Annotated in this window: 11 protein-coding genes and 1 pseudogene; 4 read left to right on the top strand and 8 right to left on the bottom strand. The window is 48.0% G+C overall.

The window, feature by feature from the left end:
* Nucleotides 1-564: 564 nt before the first annotated feature.
* From VIM87_RS20720 to VIM87_RS20705, 4 genes are all read right to left on the bottom strand, one after another.
* Nucleotides 565-915: a dihydroneopterin aldolase gene (locus tag VIM87_RS20720; RefSeq protein WP_331998851.1), complete on the bottom strand. Its 351-nt coding sequence runs from the start codon at nt 913-915 to the stop codon at nt 565-567.
* Nucleotides 916-1052: 137 nt separating this feature from the next.
* Entirely contained in the window at nt 1053-2036 is a 984-nt protein-coding gene (gene trxB, locus VIM87_RS20715) for a thioredoxin-disulfide reductase (RefSeq protein ID WP_331998850.1), read from the bottom strand.
* Between the two features lie 27 nt (nt 2037-2063).
* A complete protein-coding gene (locus VIM87_RS20710) occupies nt 2064-2936 on the bottom strand; it encodes a DUF4249 domain-containing protein (protein WP_331998849.1) in 873 nt (290 codons plus the stop codon).
* A gap of 162 nt (nt 2937-3098) precedes the next feature.
* Nucleotides 3099-3956 carry a sigma-70 family RNA polymerase sigma factor gene (locus tag VIM87_RS20705; RefSeq protein WP_089914758.1) on the bottom strand — a complete coding sequence of 286 codons (858 nt, stop codon included), beginning with the start codon at nt 3954-3956 and terminating at the stop codon, nt 3099-3101.
* A gap of 314 nt (nt 3957-4270) precedes the next feature.
* On the opposite strand from VIM87_RS20705, the gene VIM87_RS20700 reads away from it, so the two are divergent.
* On the top strand, nt 4271-5290 hold the full coding sequence (locus VIM87_RS20700; RefSeq protein WP_331998848.1) for a GntG family PLP-dependent aldolase: 1020 nt from the start codon (nt 4271-4273) through the stop codon (nt 5288-5290).
* Nucleotides 5291-5688: 398 nt separating this feature from the next.
* On the opposite strand, the gene VIM87_RS20695 is transcribed toward VIM87_RS20700, so the two are convergent.
* A complete protein-coding gene (locus VIM87_RS20695; protein WP_331998847.1) occupies nt 5689-7803 on the bottom strand; it encodes a M64 family metallopeptidase in 2115 nt (704 codons plus the stop codon).
* A gap of 37 nt (nt 7804-7840) precedes the next feature.
* Nucleotides 7841-8965, bottom strand: coding sequence for a hypothetical protein (locus tag VIM87_RS20690; protein WP_331998846.1), 1125 nt, complete (start codon nt 8963-8965; stop codon nt 7841-7843).
* A 291-nt stretch (nt 8966-9256) separates the two neighbouring features.
* On the opposite strand from VIM87_RS20690, the gene VIM87_RS20685 reads away from it, so the two are divergent.
* On the top strand, nt 9257-11911 hold the full coding sequence (locus VIM87_RS20685) for a valine--tRNA ligase (protein ID WP_331998845.1): 2655 nt from the start codon (nt 9257-9259) through the stop codon (nt 11909-11911).
* 398 nt (nt 11912-12309) lie between these two features.
* Here the strand turns inward: VIM87_RS20685 and VIM87_RS20680 are convergent, their stop codons facing one another.
* Nucleotides 12310-13830, bottom strand: coding sequence for an MFS transporter (locus tag VIM87_RS20680; protein WP_331998844.1), 1521 nt, complete (start codon nt 13828-13830; stop codon nt 12310-12312).
* Nucleotides 13831-13914: 84 nt separating this feature from the next.
* Between VIM87_RS20680 and VIM87_RS20675 the strand changes: the two genes are divergently transcribed.
* Together VIM87_RS20675 and VIM87_RS20670 are read left to right on the top strand one after the other, a co-directional pair.
* Nucleotides 13915-14757 (top strand): AraC family transcriptional regulator, encoded by an 843-nt coding sequence (locus tag VIM87_RS20675; protein WP_331998843.1) that lies wholly within the window; start codon nt 13915-13917, stop codon nt 14755-14757.
* A gap of 253 nt (nt 14758-15010) precedes the next feature.
* Nucleotides 15011-15511, top strand: coding sequence for a hypothetical protein (locus VIM87_RS20670; RefSeq protein WP_331998842.1), 501 nt, complete (start codon nt 15011-15013; stop codon nt 15509-15511).
* Between the two features lie 234 nt (nt 15512-15745).
* Here the strand turns inward: VIM87_RS20670 and VIM87_RS20665 are convergent.
* Nucleotides 15746-16567: pseudogene (locus tag VIM87_RS20665) on the bottom strand (hypothetical protein); the annotation flags it as partial.

The raw sequence follows: 16567 nt of genomic DNA, 5'->3' as shown, positions 1-16567 counted from the left end.
TTTTCCAACTGTTTGGCCTGTTCCAAGGTTTCATCCACGTTCTGGGCGTATAGGGCGCCGGTGCTAAAAAGCAGGCAAAAGGCGGCCATCATGAACTTTTGTGCCATAGGATGGGTTAGTTTATTTTATTTATATAAAAATAATAATAATATTTAATAATGAGCTGAAAGCCGAAAGCTAAAAGCAGAAAGCTGCTTTTCTAGGCTAAAAGCTTAAGGCAGAAAGCATAAAGCTGATTACTTTTTGAGCTGAAAGCCGAAAGCCAAAAGCAGAAAGCTGCTTTTCTAGGCTGAAAGCTTAAGGCAGAAAGCATAAAGCTGATTGCTTTTTGAGCTGAAAGCCGAGAGCTAAAAGCAGAAAGCTGCTTTTCTAGGCTGAAAGCAGAAAGCTAAAAGCAGAAAGCTGCTTTTCTAGGCTAAAAGCTTAAGGCTGAAAGCATAAAGCCGATTGCTTTTTGCTGTTAACGCTTTTTTGAAGGCCCTTTTAGGGCTTTTTGCTTTCTGCTTTACGCTTTATGCTTTACCCTTTATGCTTTACCCTTTATGCTTTGCGCTTTATGCTCTATTAGTATTCTTTTTCCAGCGATACCAGGGAGTTCCGTACCTCTGCACCCATGGGCGGGCTCATTTTGCGGAGGGTTACCACCGTTTTTTTAACCCGGGGGTACCTTTCCCGGATGGTATGGCTGATGCCGGCCACCACCTGCTCCAGCAGGGGCTGTGGAACGGCCATTACCGCTTTTACAATGGTAAAAATGTCCTGGTAGTTAACGGTGTCCGACAGCTCATCTACCGGGATGGTATCTGCAATGGTAACATACACATCCAGGATAAAATCATTGCCAATGATCCGCTCCTCAGGGTAAAAACCATGAAAAGCGCGGAATTTAAGTTGTTCCAGGGCGATTGTTAACATGATGTTTTAATGTGCTAATATGCTGATGTGCTAATGTGCTGGTATTTGTTATTTAATGTGCTGATATTTAGCAATAACGATGGTATCGCTGTACTGGCAGATATACCGGCACATCAGCATATTAGCACATCAGCACATTAATTACTGTGTTCCAGCTGGCCTGGCTGCAGGGTGCTGTGTTCCAGCGCGGATAAGTATCTTTCTGCATCCAGGGCTGCCATACAACCGCTGCCGGCTGCTGTTACCGCCTGACGGTATATTTTATCCTGTACATCACCGCAGGCAAATACCCCTTCTATATTGGTGCAGGAGGTGCCGGGGATGGTTTTTATATATCCCTGCTCATCCATCTCCACAAAACCATTAAAAATACCAGAGTTAGGCTGGTGGCCAATGGCTACAAAGAATGCGCTTACGGGAATATCGGTTTCAACATTCGTCTGATTATTGATCAGCCTTACTGCTTCCACTTTTTTATCGCCCAGCACTTCCTTGGTTTCGGAGTTCCAGTATACAATAATGTTGGAGGTTTTCATTACCCTGTCCTGCATAACCTTGGAGGCGCGCATTTCATGGCGGCGTACGATCATATGCACGGTGGTGCACATTTTGGAGAGGTACAGGGCTTCTTCTGCAGCGGTATCGCCGGCGCCTACAATGGCTACCTCTTTACCGCGGAAAAAGAAACCGTCGCACACGGCACAGGCGCTTACGCCGCTGCCGTTCAGGCGCTGTTCAGAAGGGAGGCCCAGCCATTTGGCGGATGCGCCGGTGGCTATGATCACGGCATCGGCAGTGATCACCTTCTCTTCTTCGATCACCACTCTATAGGGACGAACGGAGAAATCAACGGAGGTGGCCATACCATAACGTATGTCGGCTCCCATACGGGCTGCCTGCTTTTCAAAATCCACCATCATTTCCGGCCCCTGGATACCCTGGGGATAACCGGGATAGTTCTCTACTTCTGTAGTAATGGTTAGTTGTCCGCCGGGCTGAATACCCTGGTACAACACCGGTTTCAGGTTGGCCCTGGCTGCGTAAATAGCAGCGGTATAACCTGCCGGCCCGGAACCTATGATCAAAACATGTACATGTTCCTGCTGTTGTGTGTTTTCCATACTAAATACTAATCTATATTATGTCTACTATTTCCTGATTCTTATACTCCTGTAGGTGGTTTCATAACCGCCCCAGTAGCCTAATGCGCCCTGTATATTGCCTCTTACCTGTATGGGGGACGCGAACACATTCCCGTTACTGGCATAAGCAAAGTCCAGCGAGCGCCAGAAATCAAAAGTGGCTTTATCAATGTTGCTGAACTCTATACGTACGCTATCTCCTTTATTAAAGTAACCGTAGGTATCATAATTGATCTCCTGTGTTCTGTCGTGCCCGGCTTCCAGCATAATATTAAAATGGGTGCCGTTCACGATCTGATCATCGATGGTAGAGTTGATACCTGGCCGGAACACCCCTCCATTCTTTGCGGTTTTATAGCGTACATAATTACCACTTTGCGGCGGGTCCGATATGCGGGCCATTAGCTTGGCTAAATTATCGCCCTGGCTTGTACCGGTTGACCAGAGCGAGTCTATAACCATGCCGGTGGCCGGAATAGTGGTAACTGCCTGGTACACAGTATCTGCCACGACTACACGAAGTGTATAACTGCTGCCGTTCACTCCTTTAAAGGCGCCTGCCTGTGTGGTATCTGCGGCATAATAATACCACTTTACCTTATTGGTAGTGTCTTTAGAGAATTCCTTCAGCTGCATGGTGTTAGCACCATCTGATATGGTAATAACGGCGCCGTGCACAAAGGCTGCTTTGAGCTGATCAACTGTAATATGGCTAAAATAACTGAGGCTGCGCGTAAGTATCACTTCCGGATACTTACCGGTGGCTATTGTTCCTTCTATTACCATTTGCGCCTCTCCCTGTGGAAGGTCCACTGTCACGTCTTTTTCACAGGCGGCAAATGCGCAGCAACCAACAAGGAACAAGGTTTGGATACGCATATAGCTTACAAAAATACGGTTACGCAGGGTAATAAAAAAACACCGGCCATGATCTACGGACGGTGTTTATATTTTAGATCTCAGATTTACGATTTTAGATTTGATAAGAGCGTAGTGTTTTCATCAAATCTAAAATCGTAAATCTAAGGTCGTAAATCATTTTTATCCTAAATAGGATTTCAATGAGCCACTGTAACGGGCTTTCTGGAGCCGTTTAATGGCGCGTTCCTTGATTTGGCGGATCCTTTCCTTGGTTAGATCGTACTTTTGTCCGATCTGTTCAATTGTTGCTCCGTTTTCACCATCCAGACCAAAATAAGCGTTCACGATCTCTGCTTCCCGCGGGCTCAAGGATTTTAAGACCCGGCGAATTTCTTCGCGCAGTGAATCCCGCATTACATCATCATCGGTAATGTCGCCTCCTTCCAGCAAGTCGCCCATGGCTACATCTTCTGCCTCGTGTACCGGGGCATCTAAGGACATATGGCGGGTATTGCTTTGAAAGATGTTGTTTATTTCCGATTCGGACATTTCCAGGATCTCTGCCAGCTCCTCTGTAGAAGGCTCTCTTTCATTCTCCTGTTCAAATGCCATGTAAGCTTTGTTCGCTTTATTATAAGTGCCAATTTTGTTTTGAGGCAAGCGGACTAATCTGCCCTGCTCTGCCAACGCCTGTAAAATGGACTGGCGGATCCACCATACAGCGTAAGAGATAAATTTGAAACCTTTTGTTTCATCGAATCTCTGTGCAGCTTTGATCAACCCTAAATTGCCTTCATTAATAAGGTCACTGAGGCTCAGCCCCTGGTGTTGATATTGTTTAGCTACAGAAACTACGAAACGCAAGTTTCCGGTTGTAAGTCTTTCAAGAGCTTTCTGGTCACCCATTTTAATACGTTGTGCCAAAACAGTCTCTTCCTCAGGTGTTAACAAAGGGATCTTTGATATTTCCTGCAGGTATTTTTCTACCGCCTGCGAATCACGGTTTGTGATCTGGGTGGCAATTTTAAGTTGCCTCATATTAAAGTGAATTGGTTTATTAAATAATTAACAGCGTAGCGTTAATTTTGTTGCAATTGAGAAATTTTATATCTTGTAAAATTTCCTATTTCGCTAAAATAGCCTGCAAAGATCGTGCTAATACTCCACTCTACCAAATTCCTTACAGGTGTTACTTTGCTGTTAACAAAATACTCTATTATAACGGATTTTAATAGCCATTTAGTGGGTAATTTTGCCAGTTTATACAATTTTTAACAATTGATAATAAACCACCTTTAAATTAAAATCTTAACTAATTTATACTTAATTCCATTGCAAACCATTTAACGAAAATGACCATAGATTACAGAAGCGATACCTTTACCCGCCCTACTCCTGGTATGTTACAGGCCATGGCGGAAGCAGAAACCGGCGATGATGTGTTTGGAGAAGACCCCAGCGTAAACCGGCTGGAAGCCATGATGGCAGAATTTTTTGGCAAAGCGGCAGGCCTTTACTGCCCTTCCGGCACCATGAGCAACCAGGTTGCTATTAAAGCCCATACCCTGCCCGGCGATGAAGTGATCTGCGGCCACCAGGCGCATGTATATATTTATGAGGGGGGTGGCATTGCTTTTAATGCCGGCGCCCAGGTACACCCTATCCATGGGGAGCGCGGCATGATCAATGCTGCTGAAGTAGCTGCGGCTGTTAACCCCGATGATGTACATAAAGCCCGCACCTCCCTGGTGTGTTTGGAAAACACCTCTAACCGGGGCGGCGGCTGCTGTTACGACTGGGAAGAAATGGTAAAGATCAAAAGCGTATGCGAGGAGAATAAGCTGGCCCTTCACCTGGATGGCGCCCGCCTGTTCAATGCCCTGATCGCCACCCGGCAGGATCCGAAGGCTTATGGGAGTGTATTTGACTCTATTTCCGTTTGCCTTAATAAGGGCATGGGCTGCCCCATGGGCTCTGTGCTGTTGGGCAGCGAAGCATTCATCCGCGAAGCACGCCGCATCCGTAAAAAGTTTGGCGGCGGATTAAGGCAGGCCGGATATATGGCGGCCACCGGCATTTATGCATTGGAAAACCATTTACAGCGGCTGGAACAGGATCATATACATGCCAAACAGATTGCCAACGCCTTGCTGGAAAAAACTTTCACCGGGCATATGCTGCCGGTGGAAACCAACATCCTTATCTTTGAAGTACTGGGCGCCTGGAACCCGGTATCTTTTACAGAACACCTGAAAAGGGAGGGCATTAAAGTAATGCCTATTTCCAGCACACAGGTAAGAATGGTAACACACCTGGATATTACGCCGGAAATGGTAGCCAGGACCTGTGAGGTGATTGAGGGGATGGCGTAAGGCGGCCTTCGGCCGCCGTCGATGGTCCATGGTCCATTGCATGGAGCGTGAGAGGAGTTTATCGTGGAGGGGTATAGAGGGTGAAGGAGTCCATGGTCCATAGTCGATGGTCCATAGCATGAAGGGTGAGAGTAGTGGTGCGGGGTATTTAGTATTTAGCGTAGGGAAAAGTAGTGCGGAAAGAGGCCTTTATGCGCTTTTACCCTGAATGGTATGCGCTTTTAATAGGGAGTGCATGCGCTTTTAATATGGGATGCACTAGGGATTCACTAGGGATTCACTAGGGAAACACATGGGATTTAGTAGGGAAAGACATGAGAAACACATGGGAAAGACATGAATAACAATAGAAAAGCCGGGTCATGAGACCCGGCTTTTTGTTTTGTAGCAAGCTTGGTTTACCACCAGCCTAATTTATGATACTTGAAATTGTGAATGTAATTGGGGCTAATGTACACCTGCGATAAGCTGGTGGTATTGGAGCGCAGCATGCCAAACCAGCTGGTATTGTAAATGAACAGATCGTCCCAACCGGCGCCGCCATTGAAGTTGGTAACAGCCAGCTTATCTACGCTACCTAAGTTCCAGCTGCCTATCCAGTCCTTTTGCCAGGTGCCGCTTAAAGTGGTGCCGTTAGAGGTGAGGATGCCCAGGTACTCTTTATCCCAGTTGCTGGTATTATAAATGTACAGGTCCTTTTTACCATCGCCATTGGCATCGGCAACGTATAAACGATCATTGGGGGCCATTTCCCAGCCGGGTATTACGCCATCAAAACGTTTTACGTAAGAAAGGTTGCTGCCGGTGGATTTCAGCATCAGCAGGTATTCCGGGTTCCAGTTGGTGCCATTGAATACATACATATCTGCTTTACCGTCTCCATCAAAATCACCTACCAGGTGCTGGTCGTTATCGGCCATGGTCCAGCCGGGCAGGGTGTTATTAAACACGCGGATGCAGTTCAGCGTGGCGCCGGTGGATTTGAGCATGCCTACATAATTGGTGGTCCAGTCTTTCAGGTTGGCCATGTACAGATCGGCTTTTTTATCGCCGTCAAAGTCGCCAACATAGAACTCATCGTTCTTAGCCATGATCCAGTAGCCGGGTGCGCCCAGGTTGTTATCATACCTTTTTATAAAGCTCATTTTGTTGGAGGCGGCTTTCATCATCCCTACATACTTGGTGCTCCAGGTGGTGGTGTTCACAATGTAGAAGTCTTCTTTGCCATCACCATCAAAATCGCCTACATAAAAATCATCTCCGGCAGACATTTGCCAGCCTTCCAGGGTTTTATCATAGCGTTTTACACAGTCGAAACCGGTGCCGGTAGAGCGTAACAGGGCAAAGTAAGGGCCGTAGCTGCCCCAGTCGCCACTGTTAAATACATACAGGTCTTTTTTACCGTCGCCATCAAAATCGGCTACATAAAATTTATCGCCGGGTTTGAATTGCCAGCTGGATCCGCCGGTGTTCACCCTTTCGGTGCCGGTGAATACGTGGTTCATTTTACTGCCGTCGGAGCTGTACATGGAAATGCTGTTGCCATAATGCACTACCAGGTCGCCCTTGCCATCGCCGGTGAAATCACCTGCGTAAGAGTTGTTGAAATTATAGCTGCGGTAAGGTTTTACCCTTGCCTGCATCTGGTTATAACATACGGGGCAAAACAGGGGTGAGTTACCTTTCATACGGCAGTTATACGCCGGACGGAACTTGCCAAGACCAGTATACTGGGCGCCTTCAAACACGCCGGCATCTTCATCCGTATCATTACCGGAAGGGTTAGCCGCGCTGCAACCGGAAATGGTGGGTACCGGGCGGGAGGCGGGTACAAAATTCTTCCACTCTCCCTTTAAAGTAGCGCGGTTGGTGTTCTTGGTCACGTTTACCTGTGCAGGCTCTTCGCTGGTGTAGTTATCGCAGTTCACGGTATACTCATCTGCCAGCAGGCCTACCATGTGGCCCATTTCATGGGCTGCTGTTGACCATCCCGGATCATTATCATCTGCACCACGGGTAATAGCCAGCTTGCCGCCGCCGGCGCAGCCGCCAAAGCCCGTTTCATTCAGAATAATGAACACATAATTGTACTGCGGCACCAGGGTGGTGAGCAGGTTATTGAGGCGGGTGGCGGTGTTGGGACCGGGCTCCATCCAGCAGCGGTCCCAGATACCGCTGTAACGGTAATCCAGGGCGGTGTTGCGTGCGGTGGTTACGGTACCGCTGGCATTTACCTTTGTTACGCCGGACTGGGTAGAGTTTACGTTGATGCGGTAAATGTTATACGCATCCATCGTTTCATCGTACAGATCTTTGCTGAAAAGGTTCTTTACCAGGTTTGTTACGTGGGTATTATACGCGGCCTGGTCGGCGGCGGTAAACCCATCGCCTATGATCACCAGGTTCAGTTTGGCGCCATTGGAGCCGTTGCGCAACACTTCTGTTACGGTTTGCGCTTTTATGGCTGCGCTTATAGTGCAGCATATAAATATGCTGAAAAGGATCTTTTTCATGACTTGTTTTCTTTGGGGTATGTGTGGTGGTTACAGGTTATTTTCTTTGTATCACTTTTTGCAGGGCTTCGGTGCTGATGAGGCCTTTGCGTTGCAGCGTGGTGGCCTGCAGCATTTTTATGTTGCGGTTCTCCGGCACTACTTCGCCGCGGATGCGGGAAAACTCCAGGGAGGGCGCTGCTACTGCATTCTTATCCAATACCTGTTTGGGAAGGGTGATGTTAATGAAGGCTTCTTTGGCCTGCAATATTTTGTGGCTGCCATTGGGGGAATAGCTGTGCAGCTCCAGCGGATCATCAATAGCGGCGGTGTATACATCCCGGCCATTATCCTTTAGCTGGTACACAAAATCGCCGGAGGCGGTGCTGTCGTTCACCAGGTTGCCCTGCACTTTGGTGTAGCTTACCGGCTCATAACCATTGGGGGTTACTTTCACGGTTACTTTTACATAATAGTCATCTGTTTGCTGGGGTAAGGCTACCAGTTGCTGTGCGCGTATGTTGGTGGCGGCTACCTGTGTGGGCATATTACCGGCCCTGCTGGCTATGATGGCGGTGCGGGCGGTTCTTTTTTCCGTTACAACTGTTTCAGCCGGTTTAATGCCCATGGCTACCGGCTGGGCTTTCAGCTGTGTTTTGATAGCGGTGGCGCTGGTGATACGGGAGCGTATCTGCCGGGCCTCCGGCTTACGGTCTTCCACTTCTGTGCTGCCGTTCATAAAACGGTAAAAGAAACGGGCGGATGGCGGCAGGGCTTCGCGCAGGGCATCGTCAATGAACTTGTCCTGCACATCGCAGGTAACTTTAGTATCCATAGATACTTCCATTACAAACAGGCGGATGTTGTAGGCGGCTTCCAGCTTGCTTACCAGGTCTGACAAAGTTGCGTCTGTGGCTTTGATAGACATTTTGCCGCTTTTGCTGTCGTACCGGATGTTCACCTCTGCCCGCAGGTGGTAAGCGGCAGCCGGTGTGGCGTTGTGGTGCACTGCCATGGCTGGTGTAACCAGGGCGCTGCATAATACGGCCATTAATAATTGTTTGATCCGGTTCGGGGTGGTGTTCGGTGTACGGTTGGTACCGTAGCGCTGACCGATGCTGTTGAAAGGTAGCACAGGGCTACGTTTGCTTGCAGCAATGGGGCTGTAGAATAGCTGTTTCATGCTTTTTGTTTGGGGTAAATGAAAAAAAATTGAAAAACAGTACATTATCTAGTTTGCAACATGCTCTCTCTTAACAAACCAGGGGTTATTAAACTTGTAAACATATATGCAATATTAGCATGCCTAAGGATATTGGGAAAAGGGAAGTTCGCATTTGGCTAGAAAACTTTAATAAATGGTGGATTTACAGTGATAATTGCTAAAAAAACATTTTTTTAGCTGACGGGGAGGGCGGGGTGATTTCCATCTATGCCTAATCTCCTTTATTTTTGCAGACTTATATTTGAATGCATGGAAGAATTATCAAAGAATTACCTGCCGGCAGCTACGGAAGAGAAATGGTATCAGCACTGGATGGACAAAGGATATTTCAGGAGCCAGCCGGATGGCCGACCTGCTTTTACCGTGGTAATACCGCCACCCAACGTAACCGGGGTATTACACATGGGGCATACCCTGAATGAGACCGTACAGGATATACTGGTACGGCGCGCCCGCATGAGCGGGTTCAATGCCTGCTGGGTGCCGGGTTCTGACCATGCCTCTATTGCTACGGAAGCCAAGGTGGTAGATATGCTGAAACGGGAAAAGGGCATCGAGAAATCGCAGCTTACCCGGGAAACCTTCCTGCAACATGCTTTTGAGTGGAAGGAAAAATACGGGGGCATCATTTACCAGCAGATCAAAAAGCTGGGCTGCTCCTGTGACTGGGACCGGGTAACCTTTACCATGGACGACCATTATTACCAGGCTGTTATAAAAGTATTTATAGACCTGTATCAAAAAGGGCTCATATACCGGGGCGCCCGCATGATCAACTGGGACCCCAAGGCTAAAACGGCCCTGAGCGATGAGGAAGTGGATTACAAGGACCTGCAGGGTAAGCTGTATTATGTGAACTATGCTATTGTAGATAGTGAGAACAACCCTACCGGCGACTATATTACCATTGCCACCCAGCGCCCAGAAACCATTATGGGCGATACCGCGATCTGCGTAAACCCCAATGACGAGCGTTATGCGCACCTGAAAGGCCGCTATGCCGTGGTGCCGCTGGTGAACCGTAAGGTGCCGGTAATATTTGATGAATATGTAGACCCGGCTTTTGGTACCGGTGCGCTGAAGGTAACCCCTGCGCACGATATCAATGACTATAACCTGGGCCTGAAACATAATTTAGAGATCGTAGATACGCTGAATGAAGATGGCACCCTGAGCGCTGCTGCCGGCGTATTTATTGGCGAAGACCGTTTTGTAGCCCGTAAGAAAACCGTGGCGGCATTACAGGAGCAGGGCCTGCTGGTAAAAGAGCAGGAATACACTACCCGCCTGGGTTACAGCCAGCGTAACCCTGATACCGTGGTAGAGCCGCGTATTAGCACCCAGTGGTTTGTGAAGATGGCTGAAATGGCCAAACCTGCCCTGGATGCGGTGGTGAACGGGGATGTACGCATACACCCCGGCGACCGTTTCCTGGCTACCTACAAATACTGGATGGAGAATGTGAAGGACTGGTGTATATCCCGCCAGCTGTGGTGGGGCCAGCGTATACCGGCCTTTTACGCACCGGATGGCAGCTTTGAAGTAGCGGAAACTGCGGAAGAAGCGCTGGAGAAATTACGGATTACGAATGCCGGATTACGAATAGAGGACCTGCGGCAAGATGAGGATGTGCTGGATACCTGGTTCTCCTCCTGGTTATGGCCTATTGAAGTATTTAACGGCATCAGCCAGCCGGGTAATAAAGATATTAACTACTACTACCCTACTTCTGTGCTGGTAACCGGGCAGGATATTATTTTCTTCTGGGTGGCACGTATGATCATGGCCGGGCTGGAATACAAGCAGGTAAAGCCTTTCAGCGATGTATACTTTACCGGCATGGTGCGTGATAAGCAGGGCCGTAAGATGAGTAAATCATTAGGCAACTCGCCCGACCTGCTGGAGCTGATCCACCAGTTTGGTGCAGATGCCGTGCGTTTTGGGATCATGATCTCGTCACCTGCGGGTAACGACCTGCTGTTTGATGACGCCAGCTGTGAACAGGGCCGTAACTTCTGTAACAAGATATGGAATGCGCTGAAGCTGGTGAAGATGTGGGAAGGAAGGCAGTCGGCAGTGGGCAGTGGGCAGTTGGCAGAAGAGAACTTTGCGGTGAAATGGTTCGAGAGCCGTTTACAGGAAGTGCAGGGCCAGGTGGCTGACCTGTTCAAGGACTTCCGTTTAAGCGAAGCGCTGAAAACCATTTACAGCCTGATATGGGACGATTTCTGCAGCTGGTACCTGGAATGGGTGAAACCTGGTTTTGAACAGCCCATTGATGCCGCAGTATTCCGCAAAACGCAGGACTTCTTTGACCAGCTGATGCAGCTGCTGCACCCCTTTATGCCGTTTGTAACGGAAGAAATTTACCAGCAGCTGCAAGCGCGCAATGCCGGTGATGACCTGATCGTAAAACAATTTGTTAAACCTGCCGCCCCGCACCATGCTTTGCTGGTAGAAGGCGCGCTGGCCAAGGAAGTGATCAGCAGCATACGCGATGCACGTAATAAACACCAGATAAAACCAAAAGATCCTATTACGCTGCATATTGATACCGTGCACGAAAATGCCTTTAAACAAATTGAAAGCATTTTGGCCAAACAGGTAAATGCTAAAGCTATTGTATATACGAAAACAGCAGTAGCCGGCAGCATTACGCTGGTGGTGCAGAAAGATAAGTTTTACCTGGAAACAGAACATACCCTGGATACCGGCGCGCAGAAAGAGCAGCTGGAAGCTGACCTGAAATACCAGCAGGGCTTTTTGGAATCAGTAGAAAAGAAGCTGGGGAATGAGCGTTTTGTATCGAATGCCAAACCGGAAGTAGTGGCTGCAGAGCGGAAGAAGAAGGCAGATGCGGAAGAGAAGATACGGGCGATCACGGAGAGTTTGAAAGCAATGTAGTTGATGTGCAGATATGCAAATGTGCAAATGTGCAGATGGTTGGGAATGTGCTGATGTGCTAATGTGCTGGTGTGCTGGTGTTTGTGATGGATTGGAATTGTGCAGGTGGTTTGGAATATGCTAATATGCTAATGTGCTGATGTTTGTGATGGATTGGAATGTGCTGATGTGCTAATATGCTAATGTGATGGTGTTTGTGATGGATTGGAATTGTGCAGGTGGTTTGGAATATGCTAATATGCTATTGTGCTGATGTTTGTGACGGTTGGGAATGTGCTGATGTGCTAATATGCTAATGTGCTGGTGTTTGTGATGGATTGAATGATGTGAAAATAAATATGCTGGTTTATATTAGGAAATCCGCTACAGTAAATGGCTGTAGCGGATTTTTATTTTGATCAGAATGATTTTTTCCGGAAGATGATAAAGCTTAATAACGCCAATGCCCATACGCCGATGCCGCCGTATAGCATCACCCATTCAAAGCCGTGCGTAAAGGCAGCATGAACGGTAAGCCCTGAGGGGTCCAGGGAGGAGAGTTCGGGATATTGGTGTTGCAGGCTTTCAAAACCGCCTGCTGCCGTTGTTTGAGACAGGGCATATAAACGGCCCATAGTGAATGCCCCATGGAAAGCGCCTTTCAGATGCGCCGCAATCCCCTCTACCAAAATAAATCCCATTACAGCAATGTTGATGGCCAGCGTGATCAGGCGGGCGCTTACATCAATGCCTGAAGCCATACCGGCACGGTCGGCCGATACAGATCCTGTTGTAGTATTGGTAACAGGCGTATTGGTTAAACCAATGCCGATGCCTGCCAGCAGAATGCCCGGCAGCAGGGTCCAGCCATTGGCATGCGCTACGCTGCCGCCAAACTTCATTAGTATAAAACCCAGCCCAATGGTGAACAAGCCCAGTGGGATAACGATCTGCGGCCTGTAACGCAGCAGCAGACGTTCTGCAACAGGCGACATCACAAAGTAGGGTATTGTATAGGCCAGCAGGAACAAACCGGTGGTAATGCTGTTGTAGCCTAAGCCGCCTTGAAAATACACCGGCAGGTAGATCATCAGGGGCCAGAAGCTGAAATTCATTCCAATACATCCGATGATGGCGCCTGAAAACTCGCGGATCCGGAAAACAGAAAAATCAAACATGGGATGAGGGGCTCTTTTCTCTACCCATATAAAAAGCAAAAAGCTAATGACAGCGGTTGCCAGAATACCCAGGGCAGATGCGCTGCCAAAGCCAAGCTGCGGCCCCTGTGTAATGTAAAAGGCCAGGCCAAAAACAGCCAGCGAAAGCGTTACAATGCCCCATACATCCAGCTGCTGCGCCAGCGGATCACGGGATTCCTGTACGCCTGCAAATGCGGGGATCAGTGAAAGGGCCGATAAAGGAACAAATACCAGGAAGATCCATTGCCAGCTGGAGATGGCAACAATAAAGCCACCTATGATGGGGCCTAATCCCAGGCCAATGCCGCTAACAATGCCCCATATGGCAAAGGCTTTACTACGCTCCTTCCCTTCCCTGAACTGGTGCGAAAGAATGGCTATGGAGCAAATGAACATAGCGCCGCCAGCCAGGCCCTGAAAGAACCTGCTGATGATAAGCCCCAATACCTGCTGCGACAAACCGCAAAACAGGGAGGTAATGCCAAAAGCAATAATGCTGATGATAAATACCTGCTTGCGGCCAAATCTGTCGGCCAGGGTACCGGTGGCCATCAGCACCGTGGTGCATGCAATGGTATAGGCATTCATTACCCATTGCATATCGCTGAATTTGCCATTCAGCACTTTTTCAAGTGTGGGTAATATAACCGGCACGCTGGATATTTCAAGACCAAACATGAGCGATGCCAGGCATACGGCTGCAAGTGCCATTTTGTTGCTGCTGTGAAGCGTTTCATTCATAAGCTTATCTGTATTTCACAAAAATAGACTGACAAAAGGCCTACATATCAGTACATTTCTATGATAAAATGGTACATTTACGCCATGGTCAGAGAAAACATGCATCAACTGGTGGAGGTGGTACGCAAAACGCTGGATGGGCCGCCCATGAAAGAAACGCTGTTCAGCTTTTTCCAGATGGCTTATGTGATCTCCGGGACAGGCATTGTACAGATGAATGACAACCGGGCCTTTTACAAGGAGGGGGCTTTTATCCTTATGAACCCCAGTGATACTCATGCCTTTGAGACCTCAGGCCCAACCGACCTTTTGCTGATCCGGCTTAACAGCAGCTATGTAAAGGAATACCGCTGGAAAAGCCTGGATTGCCTGGAATGCCTGTTGTATTATGCCACCCGTGTATCGGGCTGTGTTATGCAATGCAAATCCGATATGGTACGCGTAAGAAAGATAGTTGAGCTGCTTTTATTGCAACAGCAACAGCAGAACGATCCCTATTACCAGGACCTGACCATGCATTTTGTAAATGCGCTGATCGTTATTGCTGCAAGGAACATTTCGATGATGAAGCCATCGAACGTTAAACCCAACAGTGATCAGCGGATCCAGGAGATCATCCGTTACATACAGAATAACATTTATGACCCGCAAAAGCTGAAAGCGGCTACCATCGCCAAAGAAGCCAGCTTATCGGAAGCTTACCTGGGCAGCTATTTTAAGAAGCAGTGCGGCGAAACTATTCAGCAGTTCATTGCGCAGTACAGAATGCGGCTGATCGAGCACCGGTTAAAGTTCAGTGATAAACTGATCAATGAGATCGTAGCGGAATTTGGGTTTGCAGATGAAAGCCATCTTAATAAGTTCTTTAAAAAGCACCGTAACATGAGCCTGAGCGCGTACAGAAAAACAGTCATGAGCGCGGCATAAATGCTGTATCTTGGGAAGTAGGATGTGAGGGAGTGGATAAGATAAGTAGAGATGGGAAGGGGATGATAAGGATGGGTAGAGAATGGACAGAGGGTGGGACGAGGGATAATTGAATGCGTTACCTTATACTTTTTATAACCGGCTAACGTTTTATATAATCAGCGGTTTGCAGGAAGCTGCCAGGGGAATTGTTCCCGGCCACCTGCTGTTCCGCCGGTTGAGGCAATAAATGCCGCAACTACACTGATCCATTATGCAGAAAACCTTTTTAATTTTCAGTCTTTTATGCGCGGCGGGTTTGCCGCTGAATGCGCAATCTAAACCGGGTAAAGGCAAACCAGGGTCCGGCAAAACGGCTGCTGCCACTACCGGTACAACAGGCAAAACCAACCTGCGGTTCCGCACCAGCTGGGGCATATTCCTGAGCGATACCCTGCCCAGGCCCGAAGTGCTGAAACTACTGGATTCTGCCCTGGTAGTACGCGATCAGCAGAACCATACTTTCCCTGTAGTATCGTTTGACTTCACCTACGAGAAAAAAGAAGCTTACCTGAATGATACCACCGGCCAGCCGGGCGTGTATTCTGATTTTACCGGCGATAGTTTTAAGGCTGATAAACTTCCTTCCCTCTGGAGCAGCCGCCTGAAAGAAGTGCTGCAACGGAATGAGGTACTGTATTTCGATAACATTATTATTAAGTATACCGGCGATAAGTATTACCGGGTGCCGGAATTGAGGATTGTTGTTAGGTAATTAATAATTAAGAATGAATAATTAATAATCGGAGGGTAAGTTTTGCGGTTGTGATACCGAGCCTATGATCATTGGTTATTTATTCATCATTATGATTAGTTAGCCTTAATAAGAAATAACTTCATGCTAAGTACTTGCATTGTGATTATAACTATTCCATCCTTATTATTAATTAAATCGCTAGTAGTACGGCATTGCGATTATTAATTATTCATTCTTAATTATTAATTCTGTTCAGTAACTGAACAGCTGCTGCAGCGGCAATATAAAATCAAAACGGTTGCGGGTAGCCTCTACAGGATCGGGATCCAGGAGATGGCTGAAGCGAACGCCGAATGAGAAAGGAATGGTATTGCCTATTTTGGTATCAAAGAAAAGCTCTCCGCCTGTTGAGGCAAAACGCCGGCTGGTCTTAGTACGGAAGTTGTAGGCCTGGCTGTAATCGTAAAATGCGTTGCCCCGCAAGCGCATCAGATAAATAAGCTGCGCAAAACCCCAGTCGGGATAAGCAATAGGGAAATGATAGTTTGCGCCCAGCTTATAAATATGCCCGTAAAACGGCTCATTATACCCCCGCGCATACACGAAGTTATCTGAAAAAGAATAGCGCTGCATAGTATCCTTCTGCTGGTAAGCGGCCTGTAATACAATGCTGTGATTGGGGAATAGCCCCGGCAGGTACAGGTCAAAACGGCCATAGAACTGCTCTGCCGGCACTTCATCAATGGAGTGGGTGTATTGCAGGTACAGGTATTGCCCGAAATGACTATAAATATTCTGTGGCGCTTTAATGCGCTGGTTGCTAAACACCAGTGTGTTGTTTAAATATTGTATGCCCTCATCCCGGAACTTAAAACCATCCGGGTAACTGCGCAGGTAGTGATAGTTGGAGCCTACGGATAAGCTGCGGCCATACTTACCGGACGACAGCAGCAAGGGAATAGTAATGCCGCCGTGCCAGTCCAGCTCCTTCCAGTACAAACGGCCAATATCCTTTACCAGGGCAGAGCGGTTAAAGGTATAATCCACGCCGGCCTGCAAATACGGGAACCATCC

The sequence above is a fragment of the Chitinophaga sp. genome (genome assembly GCF_036569125.1).
Classification (GTDB): domain Bacteria; phylum Bacteroidota; class Bacteroidia; order Chitinophagales; family Chitinophagaceae; genus Chitinophaga.
Note: the sequence above shows the minus strand (reverse complement) of the source record. Positions and strands in the feature narration are given on the sequence as shown.